Source organism: Aeromicrobium alkaliterrae, from assembly GCF_039529015.1.
Lineage (GTDB): Bacteria > Actinomycetota > Actinomycetes > Propionibacteriales > Nocardioidaceae > Aeromicrobium > Aeromicrobium alkaliterrae.
Window position 1 is genome coordinate 446,285 of sequence record NZ_BAAAME010000005.1, and the last position, 21,972, is coordinate 468,256.

Consider the following 21,972-nt stretch of genomic DNA (forward strand, 5'->3'; position numbering starts at 1 on the left):
CGCCGCCAGATCGTCGAGGTCGCCGCCGGCCTGTTCGCCGAACGGGGCTTCCACGGCGTCTCGATGCACGAGATCGGCGAGGCCGTCGGCACCTCGGGCCCCGCGCTGTACAAGCACTTCGCGAGCAAGGAGGCCCTGCTCGGCACGATGCTGGTCGAGATCTCCGAGCTCCTGCTCGCCGAGGGCCTGCGCCGGGCCGAGGCCGCGTCGCCGGACGGCCCCCGCGCCGAGCTGCTCGCCCTGGTGCGCTGGCACGTCGAGTTCGCGCTCACCCGACCGGCCCTGATCAGCGTGCAGTTCCGCGACCTGGAGAGCCTGGGGCAGGACGACCGCCGCACGGTCCGACGCCTGCAGCGTCAGTACGTCGAGCTGTGGGTCCGGGTCATCCGCTCCGCGACCGGTACCGACGAGGACCACACGCGGTCCGCCGCACACGCCGTCTTCGGACTGATCAACTCCACCCCCCACAGCGCTCGGCTCGGGACGCAGGAGATGGCGGCGCTGCTCGAGCAGCTGGCGGTCTCGGCCCTGCTCGGGCTCCCGCAACCCCGGTAGCCCGTCAGACCCGCCCGGTCTCGTGCGCCCACATCGCGACCTCCACGCGGTTCCGGGCGCCGAGCTTGCGCATGAGGCTCGCGAGGTGGGCCTTGACGGTGCTTTGGGTGATGTAGAGCTCGCTGGCGATCTCGCCGTTGGTGCGGCCGCGGGCCACCGGCACGAGGACCTCCTCCTCGCGGGCGGTGAGCGGTTCGATCGGCTGTCGCGGCGAGGAGGCCTCGGCGTGCGCGAACGCTGCCAGCAGCCGGACCGTCACGCTCGGCGCGATGAGGGCGTCGCCCTCGGCGGCGGCGTGGATGGCCTGGGTCAGCAGCGCGGGTCCGGCGTCCTTCAGGAGGAATCCGCGGGCGCCAGCCTTGAGCGCCCCGTGGACGTACTCGTCGAGGTCGAAGGTCGTGATGACCACGATCGGCAGCGGGTCGGCGACGTCCGGACCGGCGAGGCGGCGGGTGGCCTCGATGCCGTCCATGAGCGGCATGCGGATGTCGAACAGGCCGACGTCTGGGCGGAGCTCGTGCGCGAGGCGGACGGCCTCCTGGCCGTCGGCCGCCGCGCCGACCACCTCGAGGTCGGGCTGGGCGTCGAGCAGCATCGTCAGCCCGGTGCGCACGATGGGCTGGTCGTCGGCGACGAGGACCTTGATGCTCATCGCGGCGCCCCCGCCCGGGGCAGGACCGCCTCGACCCGCCAGCCCCGCTCGGCTGCGGGGCCTGCGTGGAACGTGCCGCCGAGCAGGGAGGCGCGTTCCCGCATGCCGACCAGGCCGAAACCGGCCGGGGCCTTGCCACCGGAGGCGGAGCCGTCGTCGTCGATCGTCAGTCGGACCTGGTCGGCGTCGCCCGTGACCGCGACCGTCACCTCGGTCGCGTGGCGGGCGTGCCGCCGCGCGTTGGTGACGGACTCCTGCGCCAGGCGGTAGATCGCGACGCCGACGGCCGGGCTGAGGTCGTCGAGCTCGCCGTCGAGGGTCACCGTCACGCGAGGGTGCGCCCGGTCGTCGGTGCCGAGCTGCCCGACCTCGGCCAGGCCTGGCTGGGGCGCGAAGTCGGTCTCCTCCGAGGCGCGGAGCACGCCGACGATCGCGCGCATCTCCGCCAGGGTGCGGGTCGCCGCGTCCTCGATGACGCTCAAGACCTCGGCCGCGCGCTCGGGCTGGGTCGCGGCGACGGCCCGTCCTGCCTGGGCCTGGATGGCGATCCCCGAGACGTGGTGGGCCACGGTGTCGTGGAGCTCGCGCGCGAGCTGTTCGCGCTCGAGCGCCCTCGCCTGCTCGAGGTCGCGGACGCGGATCTTCGCCCGGAACCTCATCGCGACGCCGAGGGCCGCGGCGAACAGGAAGAAGCCGTAGGCGCCGAGGGTGTCCGCCAGGTTCGTGGGGTCGGCGACGGTCGTGACGGGCAACCAGACCAGGATGGCCGCGAGGCCGGCCGCGGCCTCGCGGCCCGAGCTCCACCGGAGCAGGGCGTAGGCCAGGACCAGGGTCGCCGCCATGCTGTTCAGCAGAGCACCCTCGGACTCGACGAGGATCCGGACCGTGTCGACGACGGTCACCGTGCCGAAGGCGACCACCACCGCGACGAGCGGGTGCGTGTGCCGCCACGGCAGCGGGCCGAGGACCGCGAGCACGGAGACCAGCAGCAGCGGCCACGGCGCCAGGTTCGAGCGCAGCACCGCCTCCAGCACGGACCAGACGACCAGCGCGGCGACCAGCGCCCAGTCCCGCTGATCCCGGGCCGGGGCGCCCGCGGGGCGCGGCTCGGCCCACAGCGAGCGGAGCGCGTCGGGGACCATCCGCTCAGCGTAGGGACCCCGCACCCCCGGCGTATCCGCCGAAAGTACAGGACCTTCGCTGCACCAACGGGCAGGTCGGATCAGGCTCGCGGGCTGATGTGTCGGCGTCGCGCCTCCGCGAGGTTGGAGGCACCTCCCCCCACCACGCCAAGGAGCACTGCCATGAACACCCCCCGACCGCACGCCCCGCTGCACGACGTGCGCCTGCCCGTGCAGGCCAAGCTCGCCGCCGCCTGGACCAGCTTCATGTTCCTCTACCTCTACGTCGACTACCTCGCCCTCTACAAGCCGGGCGTCCTCGACGACCTCCTGGCCGGCATCGTCCACGACTTCGAGACGGGCCCGCTGTTCGTCGGCCTGGCGTTGACGCTCATGGCGGTGCCGATCCTGATGATCGTGCTCTCGGCGACCCTGCCCGCCCGCGTCAATCGCGTCGTCAACCTCGTCGTCGCCGCGCTCTACGTCCCGGTGACGGTGTTCAACGCGGACGGGGAGCCGTGGTCCTACGCCTACTTCTACGGCTTCTCGATCGCCGTGGAGCTGCTGCTCCTGGCGTTCGTCGCGCGCTCGGCCTGGACCTGGCCCCGCCGCGAGCCGCGGGAGTCGTGATCCGCGGGCTACGCGGACCGACGAGGTCTGCGGAAGCGGGCCAGCCGGAGGCGCAGGGCGACGTACCTGCGACCGATCCAGAGCCGCCTGGTCAGGTGACCTGCACCGATGGTCATCTGCGAGGTGGGTTTCTGGATGATGCCCACCTTGCGTGAGATGGGGTAGTCGACCATCCACTGCCAGCGGATGGCACCGGCCAGCACCGGACCCGCGCGACTGATCAGGGGCCCTCCACCGGTACGAGGGAAGATGACCCCGAACATGTAGAGGTTGCGCAGGTCGTTCGCCGGCACCATGCGAGCAGCGAGGACGGGCTTGCCGTCGTCGCCACGAGGCACGTACTTCTCGTCGAGGAACGGGAAGTCGACGTGGAAGCCCGTCCCCCAGACGATCGTGTCGTACTGGCCGGAGGTGCCGTCGGCGAAGTGGACGGTGTCGCCGTCGAGACGCTCGATGCCGGGTCGGTACCGGAGGTCACCGTGACTCAGCGCGGCCAGGAACGTCTCGTTGACGGTCGGCGAGGTGGCGAACATGTCGTGCTTCGGCGCCGGGAGACCGTACCTGCTCATCGGACCGGGGTGAATCCGCAGCGCGAGCTTCATCATGGGGCGCTGCAACCACTCCGGGATGTACCACCGGTCGAGCTCAGCGGTCGGAATGCCGCCGATGGTCTTGGGCAGGAACCAGTAGGTCCGCCGCATCGAGGTGTCCACCTGACGGGTGGCGGACAGCTCGACCGCGATGTCGACGGCCGAGTTCCCCGCCCCCACCACGAGAACTCGCTCACCCTTCACGTCACCGGGTCGGAAGTACTGCTTGGAGTGCAGCTGCTCCCCGGTGAAGGTTCCTGGGTACGTCGGCACGTGGGGCGACCAGTCGTGGCCGTTGGCCACCACGACCGCGTCGTACGTGCGGCTCTCGCCGTCGACGAAGTCGACGGTCCATCCGTCACCGCCCTCGACACCCAGCGGCTCGAGGCGGGCGACCTCCTTGTCGAACTCGATGTGGTCCCGCAGGCCGAAGTGGTCGGCGTAGCTGTTGAAGTACTCCCGCATGTTCTCCCGAGGCGCGAAGGTCGCCCACTCCCTCGGCATCGGGTACTCCCGGTAGGCGGTGGATCGCTTGCTGCTGATCAGGTGCGAGGAGTCGTAGACGCCGTGGCTCCAGTTCCCGCCGACGGCGCCCGTCGCCTCGACCAGGTCGAATGCCATGCCGTCGCGCTGGAGCGCCTGGGCGACGCCGAGACCGCTGAATCCGGCGCCGATCACACAGACCCGACGGTTCGTGTCGGCCTCTCGTGGGCGATGGATCGCGGGGGTGGTGCTGGCCATGCGGATCTCCTCGAAAGTAGACTGAATCGTCTCGTGTCGTCGTCACCGTACGAAGAAGAGACAGATCCGTCTACTCACTGCGTGCGACATCACAGGAGGCCTCGTGGCCGTGCAGGCGAAGGACCGGTTGCTGCTGAGCGCGATCAAGCTCGGACAGCGCGACGGGTGGTCACGCCTGACCGTCGCCGACGTGCTCCAGGACAGCGGCGTCGCCCGGCGCTCGCTCTACACCCACTTCCCGGGCGGCGCGAAGGAGATCACCGTCGCCGCTGTCGAGACGGCGGCGGACTGGATCACGGCGGTCGTCGAGAGGGCGTGCCAGGAGCCCTCGGCCACCGCGCTGGCGACGTTCGTCGAGCACTGGAAGCACGTGCTGGAGTCGTCGGACTTCGAGCTCGGCTGCCCCGTCGCCGCAGCGGCAACCAGCCGCCCACAGCACCCGGAGGCCGCCGCGCTCGCGGCTCACGCGTTCACCGAGTGGGAGTCACAGATCACTGCGGCGCTCGTCCGGGACGGCGCCGGTCCCGACGCGGCACGCCGCCTCGGGACCGTCTCCGTCGCCTGCGTCGAGGGGGCCGTGATCCAGTGCGTTGCCGCGCGCTCGTGCGTGCCGCTCGAGATCATCCACGACCACCTGCAGTCGGTCATCGTGACCGCGCTGGCGTGAAGCTCGTGCCAGCCGCGCGATGACACCTAGGCGCGCGGCGGTGAGTCGATCGTGCGGTCACCGCAGCCGCCACTGTTGAGCCGACTGGTCAGCGCGGTGCGCTCGGCCTGGTCGACTGACAGGTTCCAGCGGTACTTCACCATGATCCAGGCGGTCACGTAGGTGCAGGCGTAGGCGCCGTTCGACGGCATCCACTGGGCCGGGTCCTGGTCGCCCTTGGACTGGTTGACCGAGTCCGTCACCGCGATCAGGGACTCCGCGAGGCCGAGGTCGTTGGCGAAGGCCGTGCGTCGTGACGCCGTCCAGCTGCGGGCACCGGAGTCCCACGCCTCGGCCAGCGGCACCATGTGGTCGATGTCCACGTCGCTCGGCGCGGTCCACGTGGCCTGGTCGTAGGGCGAGTACCACCGACCTGCGGTGATCGTGCATGTCCCGGTGCGGGTCACGGCGGTCTGGGACTCGGCGATCAGCACCTCGGCGCGGGTGTTGCACCCGTTGCCGTTGGCGTCGATCCAGTGGTTGAAGAGGTTCCGGTCGTAGCCGGTTCGGACCTCGGTCGCGGTCGGCAGCGAGGCGAGCAGGTCGCGCGCGGTCGTCGCGGCGGCCTGCGCCGACGCGACCGGCTGCAGGAGCACCAGGAGCAGGGTCGCGGCGAGGAGCGTGATGAGCCGGGCGGAGCGGCGATGGGAGTCGCGAGTGATCATGCCCGCGATGCTTCAGGGACGACGCCCGGCGTGGGCTACCCCCGGTCGACGACCTGGTGAAGACTGCGTGAAGGCCGAGCCGCAGCTCGAGCTCCTGCGCTAGTCGCACCCGCATCGACTAGCGTGTCGCGGTGATCACGACAGTCCTGATCGAGCACCCGTGGCTGACCACCGCAGCGCTGACGGCCCTGGTGCTCGGGGCTCCGTTCGCCGTGCCCTGGCTCGCGACCCACCGGCGAGTGACCCAGCTCCTCCTGGCCGTCTCCGTCGCCGTGGTGCTGCTGCTGACGCTCTCGCCCACCAGCGCGTCCCCGGCCGACCGCTGCGCGATCGAGTGGTCCGCACCCCGGCTGGGGCGCGTCGAGCTCATGGCCAACCTCGTGCTGTTCGCACCGCCGGTCGGCCTCGTCGCGATCCTGACTCGCCGACCACTCCTCGCCCTTGCGGTCGGCAGCGCCGCGTCGGTCCTGATCGAGACCGTCCAGCTCGGCCTCCCCGCGCTGGGGCGCAGCTGCTCGACCAACGACTGGCTCTACAACAGTCTCGGCGCAGCGCTCGGAGTCGCGATCGCCGTCGCCGGACGAGCCGTGTCCGCGCGGTGGGACGGGTCCGCGGCCCGGCGGCCGCGCGACCGCGACGGCTAGAGCTCGTCAGGCGAGCCCCACCGCCTCGCCGGTCTGGGACACGTGCGTGCGGACGTTGTAGACCGGGTAGTCCTCGGACTCGTCCGGCCAGGGCTGCCGGGTCAGCATGTCGGCGACGAGGACGTCACCCTCCTCGACCAGGCCGAGCTTGGCGTCCCAGATCTCGTAGTGCTGGGTCTTGCGGTGGATCGGCTGCGACTCCAGCACCATGATCCGCAGCTCGCCGGCCTCGAACTGGCACCGCTCCTGGATCGCGGCGAGCAGCTGCCAGTTGTGCAGGTGGCCCTCGCCGAAGTTCCAGCCGAGCGCGTGTCCCGCGACGACCTCGCCGTCGCGGATCGCCCATCCCTCACCGTCGCCGATGACCCGCCGGGTCAGGCCGTTGTGGGCCCGACCGTGCGTGTGCATCGACCGCCAGGACTGCACCTTGGAGCCCATCAGCGCGACGGTCTCGTCGTCGTAGAGCATCGCGAGCTGGTGCTTGGGCAGGCGGCTGGTCGTGGTCAGGTGCCGCTCGAGGCGGTCCTCGGCGTCACCGTGGAAGAACCAGGCGCTCGTCGCCCAGTTGCCCGCGTAGTACCGCATCGCCGGCAGGAACGAGACGATCCGCGGATTGAGGTTGCCCAGCAGTGGCAGCCCGATCAGCGGGACCAGCACCAGCAGCGTGGCCGGGGTCGTCATGTCCCAGACGCTGATGTCGCTGTGGGCGCCGAACAGGTAGAACAGCGAGAACAGGAAGAACAGGTTCCACTCCAGCGGCACGCCCATCGGCACGGTCGAGAGGATGTGCAGGTGGAACAGCGCCATGTAGGTGATGGCGACCCAGGTCAGCGTGCCGCCGTCGGCGAAGAAGACCAGGTACAGCGGCACGAGGTACTCCGTGGCCGTGCCGACGTGGGCCAGGGTCGTGGGGATCCACGACGGCCGCAGGTCCGTGGGCGCGTCCCGGTAGAGCTTGCGCTTGAACCACTTCGGGTTGAACGGGTTGTTGCTCTCCATGATCGCGACGACGTACGGGAAGTGGTGGTTGACCTTCGAGGTCGCCGCGCCCCACCACAGGGCCAGCATGACGAGCTGGAAGCCGATCATCATGTCGATGAAGGGCAAGAAGAACAGGAACAACGTCACCCAGTACTGCTCGCCGCGAGCGGCCAGGAAGATCGCCTTGTCGCGCAGGCCCAGCACGCCGAGGAAGGCGATGAGCGGCAGCGCGGCGACCGGGTCGAGCACCCCGAGGTCGCCCTCGAGCGTCACCGCGACACCGTCGGCCGGGCGCGTGAGCAGCCAGACCGCCGACGCGATCACGCCGACGTACAACGCGACGTCGAGGAGCGTGCGGTTGGTGCCGCGAGTTAGCGGCACCTTGTCCGGCCAGGGCGCGAGCCGGATCGTGTTCGGACGCAGCCAGTAGAGGAAGCCGCCCTGCGGAGGCCAGAAGCGCGACGTCAGCGGGCCCCATCCGCAGCCGAACCCCAGGACCTCGTAGAGCAGGGTGAAGACGACGAGCTTCTGGTAGACCACCGGCTCGTCCCACCAGGTGCCGATGTCGCCGAGCCCGCCGATGCCGGGGGTGGCGGAGATGACCAGCGCAGCCCCGAGCACGTACAGCCCGCACTTGATCGCGTACAGCAGGTAGACGGCCTTGGGTGCACCGAAGCCGTTCTCGACCCAGTGCTCGATCAGCGGGCGGAGCCGCTGCGCGTGGGGCTTGCGCGACCACTGCTCGAAGTCGACCTCCGGCAGGGCAGGCTTGATGAGTCCCATGGTGGCGGCCTTCCGTCAGGAGTCGTCGATCGGTGCAGTCCGACGGTATTCCTGCGGTGTGACCTGGGCCATAGTCGGTCGACCTGAGTTGCCTGCCCCGCTTTGTGCGCTCGACACGAAGAACGAGGCCGAGCGACCCCGCCACTCACCCTGCCTGGGCGGTCCGACTCATGTCTCCTCGACGCCCGTGGCCTTCTTCTGGTCGCGCGCACCGAGGATGCGGCGGATCTCCCCGGTCGCCTCGCCCAGCACGAGGTCGGCGTCGAGCCCCGCGCGCGAGACCTGCACCATCCCGCCGTCACGGGTGGCGACGATGATCGTGACCTTCACGTCGACCTCGAGGTCGCCCTGATGTCGGTCGGACGTTGCTGGAGTGTTCTCGTGCTGCACGTCCAGGGAGACGCAGCCGCTGCGCGATCGTGACGGAGCTTCTGGCCAGATCTTCAGATCCAGCCTCGACACCCCGAGGATGCCTGCGCTGTCGGCCGCCTACGGCGCCTCGTCGGCCGGGTCCACGGCGTGCGGGTCGCCGATCGTGACGTCCGAGACGTGGGCGTGGCCGATCGTGACCGGCACCTCGCTGCCGGCGGTCGGCCGGCCGAGCACGTCCTCCAGGACCGTCCGAGCGAGGTCGCGCGCCTGCTCACCGACGTCCGCGATCACGACTCCGTACTGCACGACCAGGTTCACCGTGACGGCCTCGAGACGACCGTCGCGGTCGACGTCGAGGACGACGCCGCGCACGGCCGCGCCGACCAGGCTCTCGTCGAGGCGCTCGCGGACGATCGCCGTGATCGCGATCGACGAGACACGCAGGTGGTCGAGGGGGGCGTGGGCCCGGATCATGACCGACCGGCGCGGCGCCGCCAGGGCTCGTTGCAGGACCCGGTCGGCGATCTCGACGACCCGCGGGCTCGCCGGCACGGCGCGCAGCTGACGCGCGGCAGCCGCGAGCTCGGCCTCCCCGTGGGAGAGGTCGAGACCCTCGGGAACCTCCTCGAGCTCGCTCATCGCCACTGCTCCATCCTGATCGCCAACGTGCGTCGGGCGCGGTGCAGCTGGCCGCGCACCACGGTCGGGGTCGTGTCGAGAACTTCGGCGATCTCCGCGTACGAGAGGTCCTCGAGCTCGCGCAACATCCAGGCCGACCGTTGCGTCCACGGTAGTTCACTCAGCGCCATCGTCAACGTCTCCCACAGCTCGCGCTGCAGGACCTCGCGCTCCGGATCGTTGCGGGAGCTGGTCGCGAGCCGGTTCTGCGCACGCTCACGCTGCGCGATCGGCTCGAGGATCGCGTCGTCGACCGCGAGCGGGCGACGACGTCGCCGCCGGTCGTAGGTCTCGCGCTGCACGATCGTGAAGAGCCAGGTCTGGACCTTCGAGCGGCCTGCGAAGTCGGGCAGCGCTCGCCAGGCCTTGACCCAGGCCTCCTGCACGACGTCCTCGGCCGCCCGCGCGTCACCGTCGAGCAGGTGCGTCGCGTACCTGAGGGTGCCCGGGAAGAGTCGCGCGAACAGCTCCTCGAACGCGGCTCGATCGCCCAGGCCCGCTCGCCGAGCCAGCGCGAGGTCGGAGGCGTCGCCCGGAGGCGTGTCGGACGACGGGACAGCGCTCAGCTCGACTCCTCGGGCGGACACGGGCTCGTGCGGAACTCGTGTGACGGACGTGTAAACCAGCGTGACAGCAGGTGTGCCCGAGCGCTCGTCGAGTGATCTGCGTCACAGGTGCGTGACGATTCGGGAGCCCGCCCCGTCTCACTCCTGTCCGATGAAACAGCAGCACGAGCGTGAACAGGAATGATCAACGTGAGCGAGAAGACCGTCGTCAAGACCCCGGCCACCGGTGGCGCCCTCGAGAGCGCCCAGGGCCGCACCACGATCGCCGACACCGTCGTGTCGAAGATCGCCGGCATCGCGACCCGCGAGGTCACCGGCGTCCACAGCCTGGGTGGCGGCGCCGCCCGCGCCGTCGGCGCCCTGCGTGAGCGCATCCCCGGCAGCTCGACCAACCACGGTCAGGGCATCTCGGTCGAGGTCGGCGAGAAGGAGGCCGCGATCGACATCCAGCTCGTCGCCGAGTTCGGCGTGTCGATCACCGACCTCGCCGCCGGCATCCGCACCAACGTCATCAACTCCGTCGAGCGCATGGTCGGCCTGAGCGTCGTCGAGGTCAACATCGACGTGCAGGACGTGCACGTGCCGTCCGAGGACGACTCCGACGACGGTGAGTCGCGGGTCCAGTGACCATGGCTCACCCCACTGACCGCCCCGACGAGCTGGCCGACCAGGTTGCCGCCGCAGCACTCTCCGTGCCAGGCGTCGACGGTCTCCACGCCGGCTCGTTCGGGGAGGTCGGGACGTACCTCCCCGGGCGGCGGGTCGCCGGCATCCGCATCACCGACGAGGTGACGGAGGTCCACGTGGCCGTCGAGATGGGATCAGCGATCCCGGCCTTGGCCGCCGACGTGGTCGCCGCCGTCGCCCCACTGGTGCAGAGCCCGGTGCAGGTCTTCGTGGAGGACGTCGTCCCCGCGCGGCCCGACGGGCAGTGACGGCCATGGGCCAGCAGGAGACCTACCCGGGACCCGCCTCGGCGGAGCTGCGCGAGCGGTGGCGGCGCGACCGCCGCACGATCGTGCGGCTGCACCACCCCGACCGTGGTGGCGACCCGGCCGTCCTGCAGCAGGAGCTGCGTGACAACGACCAGTTCTACCGACGCTGGGAGCAGGACGCGAACCCCGCCGTCGGACGGCCCGGCCGCCGCCGCTTCAGTCACGCCGTACGGGCCGTGCGAGCCCGGATCCCCCGAGGCTGGCCCGGCCGCCGCCGCTACTTCGACCTCTAGATCCACCCTCACCAAGGAGCACCACCATGACCACCTCCACCGTCGGCCTCATCGCAGGCCTGCTGCTCGCCATCGCCATTGCCGTGGGCGGCTTCACCGGGTTCCTCGTGGCCCTCGTGCTCGGCACCGCGGGATACCTCGTCGGCGGACACGTCGACGGCGAGGTCGACCTCTCCGCCCTCGTCGGTCGCCGCCGTGGCTGACCTGGCACCGGCGGCCGAGCGCGGACGCACGACGATCGCCGACCGGGTCGTGACCCGCGTCGCCTCGATCGCCGCTGCCGAGGTCGAGGCCGTCATCGACACCCGCACGGGGTGGACCAAGCTCGTCCGCAAGGGCCTCCCCCACGCCGACGCCGTCGTCGCCGGCGGAACGACCCGCATCACGGTCGAGGTCGCCGCCACCTGGCCCACGCCGTTGTCGCGCGTGGCCGCCCAGGTCCGCGACCACGTGACCTCGCGGGTCGTCGACCTGACCGGCACCACGGTCAGCCGGGTCGACGTGACCGTGGCCGACGTCGTGCACGTCGACACCGCGGCACGTCGCGTCGTCTGACTCACCCCATCCCTCGCCGCTGCGGCGGCGAACCCCTGAGAACGACAAGGATCCGAGATGACCACGACCCCCACCTCCGCCACGGCGGCGACACCGCCGGGCGATCCCCTGCGCGCCGCAAAGGCACCCGTGGGCACGGGCGCCTCGCCCCTGGTCGCCCAGCTCTTCGCCCTGGCGCTGATCTGCCTCGGAGCCGTCGCCGTCCAGCACCTCCTGGTCCTGACGAACGCGATCACCGGCACCTCGTGGCTGGTCTCCGCACTGGAGTCGACCGACGGTCTGCGCGGCGACAGCCCGGCCGTCCTGGCCGTGGGCATCGCCCTGGCCGCGGTGGGCCTGCTGCTCCTGCCGATCGCGCTCAAGCCGCGCCCGCGCAAGGGGATCCCGCTGGCCACCGCGACCGGCGCGCACCTGCGCCGCCAGGACCTGCGTCGCATCGTCGAGTCCGCGGTCGAGGGCACCGACGCCGTCACCGACGTCGACGTGAATGTCACCCGGCGACGGATCAAGGTCGTCGCGACCTCCGTGGCCACCGCAGACCGCGACGCCGAGACCAAGGCCGAGATCGATCAGCGACTGACGTCGGTCCGCGACGCCCTCGAGCGCCAGCCCGCCGTCACCATCACCGTCCGCCACGACGACATCTGAGGACCGCCATGACCACGCGCAAGACACTCCTCATCGACCGCTTCACGACGTTCGTGCTGGCTCTGCTGTTCATCGCCGGTGGCGCTGCCGCCATCTGGTGGTGGACCGGTCGCCCGATCGACGGCACCGAGCTCCCGACGACCAGTGACACGACGGCGGCGTCCGACCTCGTCGCGCAGGACTGGTTCGCCTGGACCGCCGCCGTCGTCGGCGTCCTCCTCGCGCTCGTCGCGCTGCGGTGGATCGCCGCCCACGTCACCCCCAACAAGGTCTCGCGACTGCGCCTCGGCGCCAGCGACACCACCGGCCGCCTGGACGCGAGCGCCCAGAAGGTCGCCGGTGCCGCCGCCGACGCCTACGCGGACACGCTCGGAGTTCGCAGCGCGAAGGGCTCGGTGGTCCGTGACCGCGGTCAGCTCGTGGCCCGCATCGACGCCACGATCGAGCCCGACTCCGACCTCGCGCTGCTGTCGCGACGCGCCGACGAGGTCTCGAGCCAGCTGCTGAGCGTGCTGGAGCGCCCCGACCTGCGGTGCAGCCTCCACCTCAAGGTCGCGCTCCGCGGCCGCGGCGTGCCCCGAGCACTCTGACCCACCCCGGCGCGCAGCGCCTCCCCACTCGTCCCGGCACCGGCCGGGCGGCACCACTCACACCCGCCACACAGAAGGAGAACGTCATGGGCATCGCAGACAAGGCGAAGAACGCGGCCGAGGACCTCGTCGGCAAGGCGAAGGAGGTCGTCGGTGACGCCACCGACAACAAGGACCTCGAGGCCGAGGGCAAGAAGGACCAGGGCAAGGCCTCCCTCAAGAAGGCCGGCGAGAACGTCAAGGACGTCTTCAAGAAGTAGTCCCGCTGTCGTCGGCGGCACCTCCGGGTGTCGCCGACGACGACGTCCCCACCCCCACGATCCCGAGGAGCACGATCACCATGGCGAAGAAGAACCCCCCGACCAAGAAGGCCCGCAAGAACGTGTTCGCGGCGATCGGCTGGGCCGTGTGGAAGCTGCTCGGCTTCCTGCCCCGCCTCGTCCTCAAGGTCGTCAAGCTGCTCCTCGGCAAGGTCTGGGCTGCGCTCGGCCGCGCCGGACTCCCCATCGCGCGGCGTCACGTCGCACGAGATCGACCGGCCCGCAGCTGATCGGTTGCCCTGAACCCTGGTCGACCGCCCGCGTTCGCGGTTGACTGTGCGTGGTCGCCACGTCGGTTGCCAGAGACGAGGTGCAGACCGTGCCCGCTTCGGATGGTGCGCCGGCCAGGGTGCCGCGCGGGATGGCCGACAAGATCGCCGAGACCAAGCCGCGGCTCCGCGGGTGGGTCCACGGCGGGTTCCTGCCACTCCTGGCCGTCGCGTCCGTCGTCCTCGTCGTGGCGTCGCCGACGTCCGAGACCCGCTGGGGATCGTCGATCTACGTCGCCAGCGCCCTCCTGCTGTTCTCCGTCTCGGCGACGTACCACCTCGGCACCTGGGAGATCCGGACCTGGGCGTTCTGGCGCCGGTTCGACCACGCCAACATCTATGTCCTCATCGCCGGCACCTACACACCGTTCGCCATCCTCTACCTGACCGGCGGGGCGCGGTTCTGGCTCCTCGCCACCGTCTGGCTCCTGGCCGGGGTCAGCGTGGTCCTCCGGCTGACGTGGGTGACCGCGCCCCGGTGGGTCTTCCCCGTGCTCTACATCGCGCTCGGATGGCTCGCCCTGCCGTTCGTCCCCGCACTCCTGGACGGAGCATCGCGCTTCCCGACGGACGTGAACTACGCCGCGATCGCGCTGACCGCCGGGGGTGGGGTGATCTACACCGTCGGCGGCATCGTCTACGCAACGCGCCGTCCGAACCCCGCTCCCGCCACCTTCGGCTTCCACGAGGTCTTCCACACGTGCACCGTGCTCGCCTTCGCCGCCCAGTTCGCCGCCGTCCTGATCGTCACCACCACCCTGCGATGACGACGTCGGCGCGCGTGATCGCCCGGAGTCCGCGACGGTCGGTGACCGCGTCGTCGAGGTCCCGCTTCGGCGGCTCTGGCGCCGGGCTCACCGTCGGAGGTGTGGCCCGGCTGCCGGAGTGCGGACGTCCAGAACCGGATCTATCGTGCTGCCATGATGAGGATCTCGTACCGCTTCGAGCCGAGTGAGGCGCTCTGCCCGACCTGTTCGGCATCGCTCGTGGTGCGGGTCCAGGTCGCCGAGCGCGAGGACGGCGAGACCGTCGAGCGGTCACGCCGCGAGGAGTGCTCCCAGGAGCGACTCCACAGCGCGATCCCCATCTCGGCAGCCTGACGCTCCCGACCGCGACCTCTCGGCCTCTGGCGAGCCGACCTCACGAACCGGCGGTGCCAGGCTCCGTCTCGACTCCGGGTTCGACCTTCTCCTCGTGGAGGCAGAGCGCGACGACCACCACGTCGTCGTGCGCGGCATCGCCGGGGTGGGTGTCGACCAGCTCGGCCAGGATGTGGTCGACGAACGCGCCCAGGCCCTCCGGCGCTCCGGCGGCGGCCCTGATGAGTCGCTGCTCGGCCTCGTCGCTGCGGTCGGCGCGGCGCTCGATGAGGCCGTCGGTGTAGAACAGCACGATCGAGCCGGCCGGCAGGAGGAACGTCGCGTCGTGGCGACGCCGCGTCATCCCGAGCCCGAGCAACGGACCCTGCGCGAACGGCGGGTCGAGGAACACGACCTCCCCGTCGGGGAGCCGGGTCAGGGGCGGCGGATGGCCCGCCGAGGACAGCGTGAGGGTCCAGGTGGGGCCTCGACGTCGCTGCTCCCCCAGGACCTCCACGGCAGCGTCGCCCAGACCCACGCGGGACATCGCCGGCTGCACGGTCAACGGCTCGTCGGCGACGCCACCCTCGGAGTCGACGCGGAAGGAGGTCGCGCTCGAGGCGCGCGACGAGGGTCGACCCAGGCGGATCGCCGACCTGCGCGGCGGTTCCAGGTGGGCGAACGACAAGGTCGCGAGGCGGTCAGGCTCCCGGCGCTCCGACGCTCCCCTGGAGCCGGCAAGGCGCGAGGTGCTCTCCGGCGGCACACCACCCGAGGGGCGGTGGGAGACCAACTGATCGACCTGCTCCAGGATCGCCGCAGGCATCGCGCGCTGCGTCAGCGCGGTCGCCCGGAGCAGGCCCTTCAGCTGGCCCATCGCGGCGGCGGCGTAGATGTCGTGGCCCTCCACGTCGCCCACGGCGACGCCGATCCCGCCGTCCGGGTACTCGAAGAGGTCGTAGAAGTCGCCGCCGACCTCCGCGTCGTCCGAGCTCGCGAGGTAGCGCGCGTCGACGTCGAGCCAGTCGAGCTCGGGCAGGATCGGCAGCAGGCTGCGCTGCAGGGTCTGGGCGATGCGCGACTGCGTGACGTAGAGACGCAGGTTCTCCAGGATGAGGCCCGTCCGGCGGCCCAGCTCTCTCGCGAGGGTGGCGTCGTCGGTCGTGAACGACGGGCGGTCGGCGGTGCGGTTCAGCACGAGCACGTCCCGGATCGAGTCGCGACCCGGGAGGCCGACGATCATCGACGAGTCGACCCGGAGCGTGGCCTCGAAGCGGTCGAGGTAGCGAGGATCGGTGACGAACCCCTGCGCCACCTCGCGCGCCGCGTCCGAGCCGACGTCACTGACGAGGCGGATCGACTCGTCCCCCAGCAGCGCTCGGAGGAGGCCGCCCGGAGGGGTCAGGTCGCGGATCTCGCCGGCGAGGCGATCGGTCTCCTCGGCCATCGCGCTGTCGCGGTGCCGCGCCAGGTGATCGGTCACGTTGCCCTGGGAGTCGAGCTGGAACAGGGCAGCGGAGTCGGCCAGGTCCGGGACGATGAGGGCCAGGAGCCGCTCCCGCGCGCCGGCCTCCTCGAGCTCGTCCGCGACGGCCTCGGTCGCCTCGGCCAGGAGGGTCAGCCGCGCCTGGGCGGACTCGGCCTCCGCTCGCGCTGCTTGCTCCGCGTGGAGCGCACGGTCGCGCTCGCGGTCGGCGAAGATCCGTCCGCTGACGTCGGTCTGGACACCCACGAAGTGGGTCACGACCCCGTCGGCGTCGGCGATCGGCGTGATGGTGACCTGGTTCCAGAACGCGAGGCCGTCCTTGCGGTAGTTCAGCACGGTCGCGACGACCGCCTCACGGGCGTCGATGGCCGCGCGGATCCGAGCGATTTCTGCCCGGTCGGTGCCCTCGCCCTGGAGGAAGCGGCAGTTCCGGCCCACGGCCTCGTCGAACGCGTAGCCCGTGGAGGCGGTGAACGCCGGGTTGACCCAGACCAGCGGACAGTCGGGCTCGCGCGCATCCGCGACGGTGAACGACAGTCCGGTCGCCAGGACGGCCCGCTGACGGAGCTGCGCCTCCTGGTGGACGATGGCCTCGGCCGCCGCAGCAGCCTCCTCCTCGACGACCGACAGCAGGACGACCAGGGCGTGGGAGTCCAGCATCGGCGCGCCCGCCATCGGGATGCCGATCATCCAGAGCGGCTCACGGGACTCGCCCATCTCGCTGCGTCGCAGCGCCGTGACGGGCTGGCCAGGTACGCCCTCGGCGCGAAGGAGTCGGCTCAGCGGATGGTGGGTGTCCTCGAGCTCGACACCGGACGGGTCCTGCAGTCCGGCAGAACGACCCCACGCATCCAGACGCGCCGGGAGCTCGGCATCCGGTGCCAGCTGAACGGCCACGTCGTTGGCGTGCACGACCTCGCTGGTAGCCAGGTCGACCACGAGCACCGCGACCGGAGCATCTCCCAGGACTGTCCTCAGCTCTGCACGAGCCAGGCCCGCTGCCGTCCCGCTGTCCAGCATCTCCGTCACCCTGCAGCTCCCGCCCACGCGTCGCCTTCACGACCCGGGCGCTCGAGCTCGCCGCACCATTGTTTCATCGAGCGCATGAACCTGCCGGTCGAGCTCAGGCCGCCGTCAGCTGGTCGGCCTCCGCGGTCGCGGGCACGTTCGTCAATCCGTGACGGGCGCTCGACGAGCGTCACGGCGCCGAGCGACGTAGCGTCCACGCATGGATGACAAGAGGATCTGGCTCGTCGCCGGAGTGCTGATGCTCGCCGCTGCTGCCGTCAACGCCGCCACCGGCACCTGGGTTCCGGCCGCCTTGCTGGCCGTGGCAGGCGTGCTCTTCCTGCTCACACCGGGCTTCCGAGCAGGCCGCGGCAGGAAGCGCCCCTAGTCCCGCACGAGCCCGCCAGCGTGAGGCTGGCCGGCGTCATGACCGCGAAGAGCGCCCAGGTACTCAGGGCGAGGAGTACTCGCTACCCGCGCGGCAGAACCGCCGCGAATCGGTCGATGAAGTCGCGCACCAGCACGAGGTCGGCGTCGTCGTAGGTAGCGAGCGAGGCGGTGAGACGCCCTGCCGACTCGGACAGGAAGGGCTCGGCCGTGGCGCGCGCCGCCTCGGTCGCCCGGAGCGTGACGACGCGGCGGTCGTCGTGCTCGCGCGAGCGGGCGACCAGGCCCTTGGCCTCGAGGCGGTTGACCAGCGCGTTGGTCGCACCGGACGTGATGGCGATCCGGCTCGCGAGCGCCGAGGGAGACAGAGGTGCCCCGGCGCGCTCGGCCCACAGGACCTCGCCGAGCGCGTTGCCGTCGGTCAGCGGGAGACCCATGTGACGCGCGAACTCGATCACGGAGGCCTGGTAGCTGTCGACGTAGCGGCGCAGGGACTCCAGCACCTCAGCGCGCAGCGCGTCCACGGACCTGCCCCTCTCTGCCTGACCCTCGGCCGGCGATGCGGCCGATCGGCCCACGGTAGCGGTCGCCATCGGAGCCTCAGTGCACGAGCGTCGGGTAGTCCGGAAGCACGGGTTCACCCTTCTCGCTCGTCAGCAGGTGCTTCTGCGCGAAGCTGCGCAGCGGCTTCAGCGCAGCCACACCCTGCACGGCACGCAGTGCGCTCGCGCCGAGACCGGACCGCGGGTGCAGGAGCTTGGCGCCTCCCGGCGGCAGGCCTTGGGCACTGTCGACGTAGGTCCGCAGGAGGTCCTCGTACCGGCGGAACGCCGCCGCGGGCTCGATGACGCCCCCGTCGAGGTCACGAGCGAGCTCACCGGCCAGCACCCACGCACCGACGAGCGCGAGCGTCGTGCCCATGCCGGTCGGCCCCGAGCCCCAGGCCGCGTCGCCCACCAGCGCCACCCGGCCCTTCGCCCACGGCGTGACGATGACCTGCTCCATCCGCTGGGTGTAGAACTCCTCGGGGTGCGCCTCGAAGCCGGCCAGGATCCGCTCGGTCTGCCAGCCTGCACCGCCGAAGCGGAGTCGCAGGGCGGCGAGCTGCTCGGCGACGGGGAGCGACTCGAAGTCACGATCATCGGATCGGAACGACAGGCTCGCCCGCATCGTGCCGACGTTGTCGGGACGGATCGAGGCCACCCGGCCGCCGGCAGCGGTGTACCAGTCCCAGGTGCCGCCGTCGTCCGGGCTGCGGTCGATCGTGCCGTACGTGATGGTCACCCCGTGATCGCGGCGCCGCGACGCGTCCTCGAAGACCAGCCGGCGAGTCCGGGAGCCGCGTCCCTCCCCCACGATCACGAGGTCGAAGCGCTCCTGCAGGCCCGAGTCGAAGGTGACGTCGACGCCGTCATCGTCCTGCTCCACGCCGACGACGAAGTCCCCGAACCGCTGGTCGACGCGGTCCGGCACGATCCCGACCAGGATCTGCGCCAGCTGCCCGCGCAGGATCTCCACCTCGGCCGTGGGCCCGTCCTCGCCCTCGACCTTGGGGAACACCGCGCGCGGACGTCCGCTGCCGTTGACGAAGCGGGTGCCCTCCTCCCCGGTCAGGGACGCCATGACCTGCTCCTCGACGCCGAGCTGGCGGAGGACGTCACGCCCCAGGCCGCGGATGTCGATGTTCTGGCCCGTCTCCCGCGGCACGGCGGAGCGCTCCAGGAGCACGACGTCGAAGCCGGACCGGTCGAGGGCCCAGGCGGCCGTCGGGCCGGCGACGGACGAGCCCGTCACCAGCACGCGTGGACGGCGGGCAGAGGAGCTCACCATGTTCTCTCCGATCGTGACCAGTTGACTTCACTGTGAAGTCATCTACCAATGTAGTTGGTGCTGGAAGCTGCGCATCCTGGCGAGAAGGAAGTACGCGGGAGGGCGCCACGTGGGTCAGACTGGGAGCAACGAGCGACGGAGGTCCGCTGTGCAGATCATCGACGAGGCGGCGTCACTGACGCGCTGGGGCCTCAACCACGCGCTGCCCAGCGTCGGCATCCGAGCGGGGGCGCGGCGCGGCGATCTCCAGGCGCGCCTCATCCTGGCCACGGCCGGAGGAGCCGGCGCGCCGGTCGACGGCGGTCTGCCGCTCGACCTGTTCGACGAGGTGCGGTCGAAGGGCAGGCTGCACAAGGGCGCGTTCTCCTACGTCACCGCGACGCACTCGACCGTGAAGGAGGTGCTCGGAAGTCCCGACGTGCGCGCTGGGATCGACTTCGGCGCCGGCGGTCCACTGGGCCCCGTCCAACGCTGGGCCGATCGCAGCACTCCCATCGGACCCCTGACGCCACCGTCACTGCTCGCCGTCGAGCCACCGGAGCACACCCGCTATCGCAAGCTCGTCACGCGGGTGTTCTCCGTCAAGGCGGTCCGGGCCCTCCAGGAGCGCACCCAGACCATCGCCGACCAGCTGCTCGACGACCTCGCGCCGGACGCGCGCGGCACGGTCGACCTCGTGGAGCGCTACTGCGCGCTGCTCCCGGTGACCGTGATCGCGGAGATCCTCGGCGTGCCGCACGAGGACCGGAGCAGGGTGCTCGAGTTTGGCGAGGGGGCCGCGCCCAGCCTGGACCTCGGGCTCCCGCTGGGACGCTTCCGCTCGGTGGAGCGGTCGCTGCGCGCGTTCGAGCGCTGGCTCGACGACCACATCGCCGCGGTACGTCGCGACCCGGGCGACGACCTCCTGAGTCAGCTCGTGCTGGCGCAGGACGACGACGGCGTCGAGCTGAACGACGTCGAGCTGAAGGCGACGGCCGGCCTCGTGCTCGCGGCGGGCTTCGAGACCACGGTCAACCTCCTCGGCAACGGCATCGCCCTCCTCCAGAAGCACCCCGACCAGCTCGCCACCCTGCGCGACCAGCCGGACCTGTGGTCGCAGGCGGTCGACGAGGTGCTGCGGTACGACCCGCCCGTGCTGCTCACGGGCCGCACCGTCGTCGCCGACACGGCCCTCGGCGGGCGTGACGTGTCGGCCGGGTCCGTGGTGACCACCCTGCTCGCGGGCGCCAACCGGGACCCCGAGGTCTTCGCAGACCCTGATCGCTTCGACGTGACGCGCACGAACGCCGACCAGCACGTGTCGTTCTCCTCTGGCCGGCACTACTGCCTCGGTGCGGCGCTCGCCCGCATGGAGGGTGAGGTCGGCCTGCGCACGATCTTCGAGCGCTACCCGGACCTGACGGTCGAGCCGGGCTCTCGACGACGGACGACCAGGATCCTCCGCGGGCACGGGACGTTGCCGACTCGTCTGGAGCCCTGAGGGACGTCGACTGCCGCGGAGCACGGCCGGCCGGCGGCGGACCGTCACCAGTGCCAGGCGTTGGCGCCGACGTTCTCGATCGTGCGTTGCAGGACGGTGATGGTGGTCGCGAACTCGGCTTCGGTGATGCCGTGCATCCGCTCTGCCTGGAGCTCGGCCTGCAGCGCGGCGCAGCGGGCGAACAGGGCGGCGCCCGTGGCCGTCGCACGGATCGAGTCGCCGTCGGCCACCAGCCAACCGTTGTCCTGTGAGGAGGCGATCGCCTCCTCGATCGCGCCAGCAGTGTCGTTCGGGCCGACGGTGTCGATGACGTCGGTCCGTTCGACTCCCGCCGGATGCAGGGAGAGCTGGTGCAGCACCCACCACTGCGGTTGGGTCACGCCAAGCTCGGCCAGCGCCGATCGGGTGCGCTGCCCGATGGCCTCACCGGCACGGACGGTCCAGAAGCCGAGGGGCTGACGGGCGGGCGGTTGCATCGGTCGCGTCTCCATGCCACGACGCTAGAAGCTCAACAGTGGTTGAGGTCAAGACCGCTGCGTGGAGCCACGGGCAGGCTCCGGCAACGCGATGATCGCGCCCACCGCGAGCCTGCGCGAACGGTGGGCTTCGCAGTTGCGGTGGGAGGTGAACCCACGGCGCGTGTGCTCCGGGGTGGGAGGTGGCGAGCGGTAGAGCCTTCGAGGCCAGCGAGTTCCCATTGGCCGTCGCGCCGGCAGACGGCGACAGCAACGATGGATCCATGTCATCCGGGACCAGCCGCCGACTGACCGCGATGGAACAGCTTCGCGCGGAGAAGAAGGCGTGGCGCCTCCCCCAACTGGTCGTCGGACTCCTCGGCTACGGTGCGTCGCTGCCGTTCCTGGTGCAGTCGACACTGGGCGCGTCGAGCTGGAGCGTCCTCTCTCAGGGGGTCACGCTGCACACACCCCTCACGTTCGGGTGGGCCACCAACCTGATCTCCGTGCTCGTCCTGCTCTTCTGGATCCCCTTGCGCGAGCTGCCGGGTCTCGGCACCGCCCTCAACGTCCTGCTGATCGGACTGTCCGCAGACGCGATGGCACTCGTCCTGCCCGACCCCGCCGACTTTCCCCAGCAGCTGGTCTACTTCTGCATCGGCCTGCTTCTGCTGACGTTCTCCGACGCCCTCTACCTCGGGGCACGTTTCGGCTCCGGCCCCCGCGACGGGCTCATGACCGGAGCAGTCCGGGCGACCGGGCGACCCATCTGGGTGGTGCGCACCTCGATCGAGCTCGTCGTGCTCGCGGCAGGCTGGGCCCTCGGAGGAATCGTCGGTCTCGGGACCCTCGCCGTCGCGCTCCTGATGGGACCCCTCGCGCAGGTCTTCCTCCGATTCACGACCGTGCGGCTCAGGCTCGACGACGACACGGCGTGAGGCCCGGGCAAGCTC

At 71.1% G+C, this 21,972-nt stretch carries 30 protein-coding genes; 18 read left to right on the forward strand and 12 right to left on the reverse strand.

Features of this window, described 5'->3' with window-relative positions; all coding sequences use genetic code 11:
- A partial coding sequence (locus tag ABD127_RS16250) for a TetR/AcrR family transcriptional regulator (protein ID WP_344203395.1) occupies positions 1 to 555 on the forward strand: 555 nt, incomplete at its 5' end.
- A 4-nt stretch (positions 556 to 559) separates the two neighbouring features.
- Here the strand turns inward: ABD127_RS16250 and ABD127_RS16255 are convergent.
- Positions 560 to 1,207, reverse strand: coding sequence for a response regulator (locus ABD127_RS16255; RefSeq protein WP_344203397.1), 648 nt, complete (start codon positions 1,205 to 1,207; stop codon positions 560 to 562).
- Positions 1,204 to 2,349, reverse strand: a complete 1,146-nt coding sequence (locus ABD127_RS16260) for a sensor histidine kinase (RefSeq protein ID WP_344203399.1) — start codon at positions 2,347 to 2,349, stop codon at positions 1,204 to 1,206. Before ABD127_RS16260 ends, ABD127_RS16255 begins: the two co-directional genes overlap by 4 nt.
- Positions 2,350 to 2,511: 162 nt before the next feature.
- Between ABD127_RS16260 and ABD127_RS16265 the strand changes: the two genes are divergently transcribed.
- Positions 2,512 to 2,958: a DUF6326 family protein gene (locus ABD127_RS16265; RefSeq protein ID WP_344203401.1), complete on the forward strand. Its 447-nt coding sequence runs from the start codon at positions 2,512 to 2,514 to the stop codon at positions 2,956 to 2,958.
- 8 nt (positions 2,959 to 2,966) lie between these two features.
- Here the strand turns inward: ABD127_RS16265 and ABD127_RS16270 are convergent, their stop codons facing one another.
- Complete coding sequence (locus tag ABD127_RS16270; RefSeq protein WP_344203403.1) at positions 2,967 to 4,289, reverse strand: flavin-containing monooxygenase; 1,323 nt, start codon at positions 4,287 to 4,289, stop codon at positions 2,967 to 2,969.
- 103 nt (positions 4,290 to 4,392) lie between these two features.
- Here ABD127_RS16270 and ABD127_RS16275 point away from each other — a divergent pair, with 103 nt between their 5' ends.
- Positions 4,393 to 4,956: a TetR/AcrR family transcriptional regulator gene (locus ABD127_RS16275; protein WP_344203406.1), complete on the forward strand. Its 564-nt coding sequence runs from the start codon at positions 4,393 to 4,395 to the stop codon at positions 4,954 to 4,956.
- A 26-nt stretch (positions 4,957 to 4,982) separates the two neighbouring features.
- Here ABD127_RS16275 and ABD127_RS16280 read toward each other — a convergent pair whose 3' ends face one another.
- Entirely contained in the window at positions 4,983 to 5,660 is a 678-nt protein-coding gene (locus tag ABD127_RS16280; RefSeq protein ID WP_344203407.1) for an HNH endonuclease family protein, read from the reverse strand.
- A gap of 131 nt (positions 5,661 to 5,791) precedes the next feature.
- On the opposite strand from ABD127_RS16280, the gene ABD127_RS16285 reads away from it, so the two are divergent.
- Positions 5,792 to 6,304 (forward strand): VanZ family protein, encoded by a 513-nt coding sequence (locus tag ABD127_RS16285; protein ID WP_344203410.1) that lies wholly within the window; start codon positions 5,792 to 5,794, stop codon positions 6,302 to 6,304.
- A gap of 6 nt (positions 6,305 to 6,310) precedes the next feature.
- Here the strand turns inward: ABD127_RS16285 and ABD127_RS16290 are convergent, their stop codons facing one another.
- The 4 genes from ABD127_RS16290 to ABD127_RS16305 all read right to left on the reverse strand — a co-directional run bounded on the left by ABD127_RS16290 (position 6,311) and on the right by ABD127_RS16305 (position 9,705).
- Positions 6,311 to 8,068 carry a DUF3556 domain-containing protein gene (locus ABD127_RS16290; RefSeq protein WP_344203413.1) on the reverse strand — a complete coding sequence of 586 codons (1,758 nt, stop codon included), beginning with the start codon at positions 8,066 to 8,068 and terminating at the stop codon, positions 6,311 to 6,313.
- Positions 8,069 to 8,236: 168 nt separating this feature from the next.
- Positions 8,237 to 8,530 carry a hypothetical protein gene (locus ABD127_RS16295; protein WP_344203415.1) on the reverse strand — a complete coding sequence of 98 codons (294 nt, stop codon included), beginning with the start codon at positions 8,528 to 8,530 and terminating at the stop codon, positions 8,237 to 8,239.
- Positions 8,531 to 8,557: 27 nt separating this feature from the next.
- Positions 8,558 to 9,079: a hypothetical protein gene (locus ABD127_RS16300; RefSeq protein WP_344203417.1), complete on the reverse strand. Its 522-nt coding sequence runs from the start codon at positions 9,077 to 9,079 to the stop codon at positions 8,558 to 8,560.
- Positions 9,076 to 9,705 carry an RNA polymerase sigma factor gene (locus ABD127_RS16305; RefSeq protein WP_344203419.1) on the reverse strand — a complete coding sequence of 210 codons (630 nt, stop codon included), beginning with the start codon at positions 9,703 to 9,705 and terminating at the stop codon, positions 9,076 to 9,078. The genes ABD127_RS16300 and ABD127_RS16305 overlap by 4 nt, the downstream gene beginning before the upstream one ends.
- Positions 9,706 to 9,873: 168 nt before the next feature.
- Between ABD127_RS16305 and ABD127_RS16310 the strand changes: the two genes are divergently transcribed.
- From ABD127_RS16310 to ABD127_RS16360, 11 genes are all read left to right on the forward strand, one after another.
- Positions 9,874 to 10,311: an Asp23/Gls24 family envelope stress response protein gene (locus ABD127_RS16310; protein WP_344203422.1), complete on the forward strand. Its 438-nt coding sequence runs from the start codon at positions 9,874 to 9,876 to the stop codon at positions 10,309 to 10,311.
- Positions 10,312 to 10,313: 2 nt separating this feature from the next.
- On the forward strand, positions 10,314 to 10,619 hold the full coding sequence (locus ABD127_RS16315; RefSeq protein WP_344203425.1) for a hypothetical protein: 306 nt from the start codon (positions 10,314 to 10,316) through the stop codon (positions 10,617 to 10,619).
- Positions 10,620 to 10,624: 5 nt separating this feature from the next.
- Positions 10,625 to 10,912 carry a hypothetical protein gene (locus ABD127_RS16320; RefSeq protein WP_344203427.1) on the forward strand — a complete coding sequence of 96 codons (288 nt, stop codon included), beginning with the start codon at positions 10,625 to 10,627 and terminating at the stop codon, positions 10,910 to 10,912.
- A 26-nt stretch (positions 10,913 to 10,938) separates the two neighbouring features.
- Positions 10,939 to 11,115, forward strand: coding sequence for a DUF2273 domain-containing protein (locus ABD127_RS16325; protein ID WP_344203429.1), 177 nt, complete (start codon positions 10,939 to 10,941; stop codon positions 11,113 to 11,115).
- Positions 11,108 to 11,467 (forward strand): Asp23/Gls24 family envelope stress response protein, encoded by a 360-nt coding sequence (locus ABD127_RS16330; protein ID WP_344203431.1) that lies wholly within the window; start codon positions 11,108 to 11,110, stop codon positions 11,465 to 11,467. Before ABD127_RS16325 ends, ABD127_RS16330 begins: the two co-directional genes overlap by 8 nt.
- A gap of 57 nt (positions 11,468 to 11,524) precedes the next feature.
- The gene (locus ABD127_RS16335) at positions 11,525 to 12,115 is read left to right on the forward strand and encodes a DUF6286 domain-containing protein (protein ID WP_344203432.1); all 591 of its coding nucleotides are present in this window, start codon (positions 11,525 to 11,527) and stop codon (positions 12,113 to 12,115) included.
- 8 nt (positions 12,116 to 12,123) lie between these two features.
- Positions 12,124 to 12,705, forward strand: coding sequence for an Asp23/Gls24 family envelope stress response protein (locus ABD127_RS16340; RefSeq protein WP_344203435.1), 582 nt, complete (start codon positions 12,124 to 12,126; stop codon positions 12,703 to 12,705).
- A gap of 86 nt (positions 12,706 to 12,791) precedes the next feature.
- On the forward strand, positions 12,792 to 12,965 hold the full coding sequence (locus ABD127_RS16345) for a CsbD family protein (protein WP_344203437.1): 174 nt from the start codon (positions 12,792 to 12,794) through the stop codon (positions 12,963 to 12,965).
- An 80-nt stretch (positions 12,966 to 13,045) separates the two neighbouring features.
- Positions 13,046 to 13,255, forward strand: coding sequence for a hypothetical protein (locus ABD127_RS16350; protein WP_344203439.1), 210 nt, complete (start codon positions 13,046 to 13,048; stop codon positions 13,253 to 13,255).
- 89 nt (positions 13,256 to 13,344) lie between these two features.
- Positions 13,345 to 14,061: a PAQR family membrane homeostasis protein TrhA gene (gene trhA / locus ABD127_RS16355; RefSeq protein WP_344203441.1), complete on the forward strand. Its 717-nt coding sequence runs from the start codon at positions 13,345 to 13,347 to the stop codon at positions 14,059 to 14,061.
- Positions 14,062 to 14,214: 153 nt separating this feature from the next.
- Complete coding sequence (locus ABD127_RS16360; protein ID WP_344203443.1) at positions 14,215 to 14,394, forward strand: hypothetical protein; 180 nt, start codon at positions 14,215 to 14,217, stop codon at positions 14,392 to 14,394.
- 40 nt (positions 14,395 to 14,434) lie between these two features.
- On the opposite strand, the gene ABD127_RS16365 is transcribed toward ABD127_RS16360, so the two are convergent.
- The gene (locus tag ABD127_RS16365) at positions 14,435 to 16,879 is read right to left on the reverse strand and encodes a PP2C family protein-serine/threonine phosphatase (RefSeq protein ID WP_344203446.1); all 2,445 of its coding nucleotides are present in this window, start codon (positions 16,877 to 16,879) and stop codon (positions 14,435 to 14,437) included.
- A 208-nt stretch (positions 16,880 to 17,087) separates the two neighbouring features.
- On the opposite strand from ABD127_RS16365, the gene ABD127_RS16370 reads away from it, so the two are divergent.
- Positions 17,088 to 17,255, forward strand: a complete 168-nt coding sequence (locus ABD127_RS16370) for a hypothetical protein (RefSeq protein ID WP_344203448.1) — start codon at positions 17,088 to 17,090, stop codon at positions 17,253 to 17,255.
- Positions 17,256 to 17,337: 82 nt separating this feature from the next.
- Here ABD127_RS16370 and ABD127_RS16375 read toward each other — a convergent pair whose 3' ends face one another.
- Both ABD127_RS16375 and ABD127_RS16380 read right to left on the reverse strand, forming a co-directional pair.
- Positions 17,338 to 17,778, reverse strand: a complete 441-nt coding sequence (locus ABD127_RS16375) for a MarR family winged helix-turn-helix transcriptional regulator (protein WP_344203451.1) — start codon at positions 17,776 to 17,778, stop codon at positions 17,338 to 17,340.
- 76 nt (positions 17,779 to 17,854) lie between these two features.
- Positions 17,855 to 19,084, reverse strand: a complete 1,230-nt coding sequence (locus ABD127_RS16380; protein ID WP_344203453.1) for an FAD-dependent monooxygenase — start codon at positions 19,082 to 19,084, stop codon at positions 17,855 to 17,857.
- Positions 19,085 to 19,232: 148 nt separating this feature from the next.
- On the opposite strand from ABD127_RS16380, the gene ABD127_RS16385 reads away from it, so the two are divergent.
- Positions 19,233 to 20,564 (forward strand): cytochrome P450, encoded by a 1,332-nt coding sequence (locus ABD127_RS16385; RefSeq protein ID WP_344203455.1) that lies wholly within the window; start codon positions 19,233 to 19,235, stop codon positions 20,562 to 20,564.
- A 44-nt stretch (positions 20,565 to 20,608) separates the two neighbouring features.
- On the opposite strand, the gene ABD127_RS16390 is transcribed toward ABD127_RS16385, so the two are convergent.
- Positions 20,609 to 21,055 (reverse strand): MarR family winged helix-turn-helix transcriptional regulator, encoded by a 447-nt coding sequence (locus ABD127_RS16390; RefSeq protein ID WP_344203457.1) that lies wholly within the window; start codon positions 21,053 to 21,055, stop codon positions 20,609 to 20,611.
- Between the two features lie 248 nt (positions 21,056 to 21,303).
- Here ABD127_RS16390 and yczE point away from each other — a divergent pair, with 248 nt between their 5' ends.
- Entirely contained in the window at positions 21,304 to 21,957 is a 654-nt protein-coding gene (gene yczE / locus ABD127_RS16395; protein WP_344203459.1) for a membrane protein YczE, read from the forward strand.
- Positions 21,958 to 21,972: the final 15 nt, after the last annotated feature.

Excerpts from the sequence above, each read along its gene's own strand:
- ABD127_RS16315 (WP_344203425.1), top strand. The coding sequence starts at position 10,314 with ATGGCTCACCCCACTGACCGCCCCGACGAGCTGGCCGACCAGGTTGCC.
- ABD127_RS16350 (WP_344203439.1), top strand. The coding sequence starts at position 13,046 with ATGGCGAAGAAGAACCCCCCGACCAAGAAGGCCCGCAAGAACGTGTTC.
- ABD127_RS16290 (WP_344203413.1), bottom strand. The coding sequence starts at position 8,068 with ATGGGACTCATCAAGCCTGCCCTGCCGGAGGTCGACTTCGAGCAGTGG.
- ABD127_RS16340 (WP_344203435.1), top strand. The coding sequence starts at position 12,124 with ATGACCACGCGCAAGACACTCCTCATCGACCGCTTCACGACGTTCGTG.
- ABD127_RS16270 (WP_344203403.1), bottom strand. The coding sequence starts at position 4,289 with ATGGCCAGCACCACCCCCGCGATCCATCGCCCACGAGAGGCCGACACG.
- ABD127_RS16280 (WP_344203407.1), bottom strand. The coding sequence starts at position 5,660 with ATGATCACTCGCGACTCCCATCGCCGCTCCGCCCGGCTCATCACGCTC.
- ABD127_RS16380 (WP_344203453.1), bottom strand. The coding sequence starts at position 19,084 with ATGGTGAGCTCCTCTGCCCGCCGTCCACGCGTGCTGGTGACGGGCTCG.
- ABD127_RS16370 (WP_344203448.1), top strand. The coding sequence starts at position 17,088 with ATGGATGACAAGAGGATCTGGCTCGTCGCCGGAGTGCTGATGCTCGCC.
- ABD127_RS16260 (WP_344203399.1), bottom strand. The coding sequence starts at position 2,349 with ATGGTCCCCGACGCGCTCCGCTCGCTGTGGGCCGAGCCGCGCCCCGCG.
- ABD127_RS16325 (WP_344203429.1), top strand. The coding sequence starts at position 10,939 with ATGACCACCTCCACCGTCGGCCTCATCGCAGGCCTGCTGCTCGCCATC.
- ABD127_RS16390 (WP_344203457.1), bottom strand. The coding sequence starts at position 21,055 with ATGGAGACGCGACCGATGCAACCGCCCGCCCGTCAGCCCCTCGGCTTC.
- yczE (WP_344203459.1), top strand. The coding sequence starts at position 21,304 with ATGTCATCCGGGACCAGCCGCCGACTGACCGCGATGGAACAGCTTCGC.
- ABD127_RS16335 (WP_344203432.1), top strand. The coding sequence starts at position 11,525 with ATGACCACGACCCCCACCTCCGCCACGGCGGCGACACCGCCGGGCGAT.
- ABD127_RS16365 (WP_344203446.1), bottom strand. The coding sequence starts at position 16,879 with ATGCTGGACAGCGGGACGGCAGCGGGCCTGGCTCGTGCAGAGCTGAGG.
- ABD127_RS16320 (WP_344203427.1), top strand. The coding sequence starts at position 10,625 with ATGGGCCAGCAGGAGACCTACCCGGGACCCGCCTCGGCGGAGCTGCGC.
- ABD127_RS16360 (WP_344203443.1), top strand. The coding sequence starts at position 14,215 with ATGATGAGGATCTCGTACCGCTTCGAGCCGAGTGAGGCGCTCTGCCCG.
- ABD127_RS16265 (WP_344203401.1), top strand. The coding sequence starts at position 2,512 with ATGAACACCCCCCGACCGCACGCCCCGCTGCACGACGTGCGCCTGCCC.
- ABD127_RS16345 (WP_344203437.1), top strand. The coding sequence starts at position 12,792 with ATGGGCATCGCAGACAAGGCGAAGAACGCGGCCGAGGACCTCGTCGGC.
- ABD127_RS16300 (WP_344203417.1), bottom strand. The coding sequence starts at position 9,079 with ATGAGCGAGCTCGAGGAGGTTCCCGAGGGTCTCGACCTCTCCCACGGG.
- ABD127_RS16255 (WP_344203397.1), bottom strand. The coding sequence starts at position 1,207 with ATGAGCATCAAGGTCCTCGTCGCCGACGACCAGCCCATCGTGCGCACC.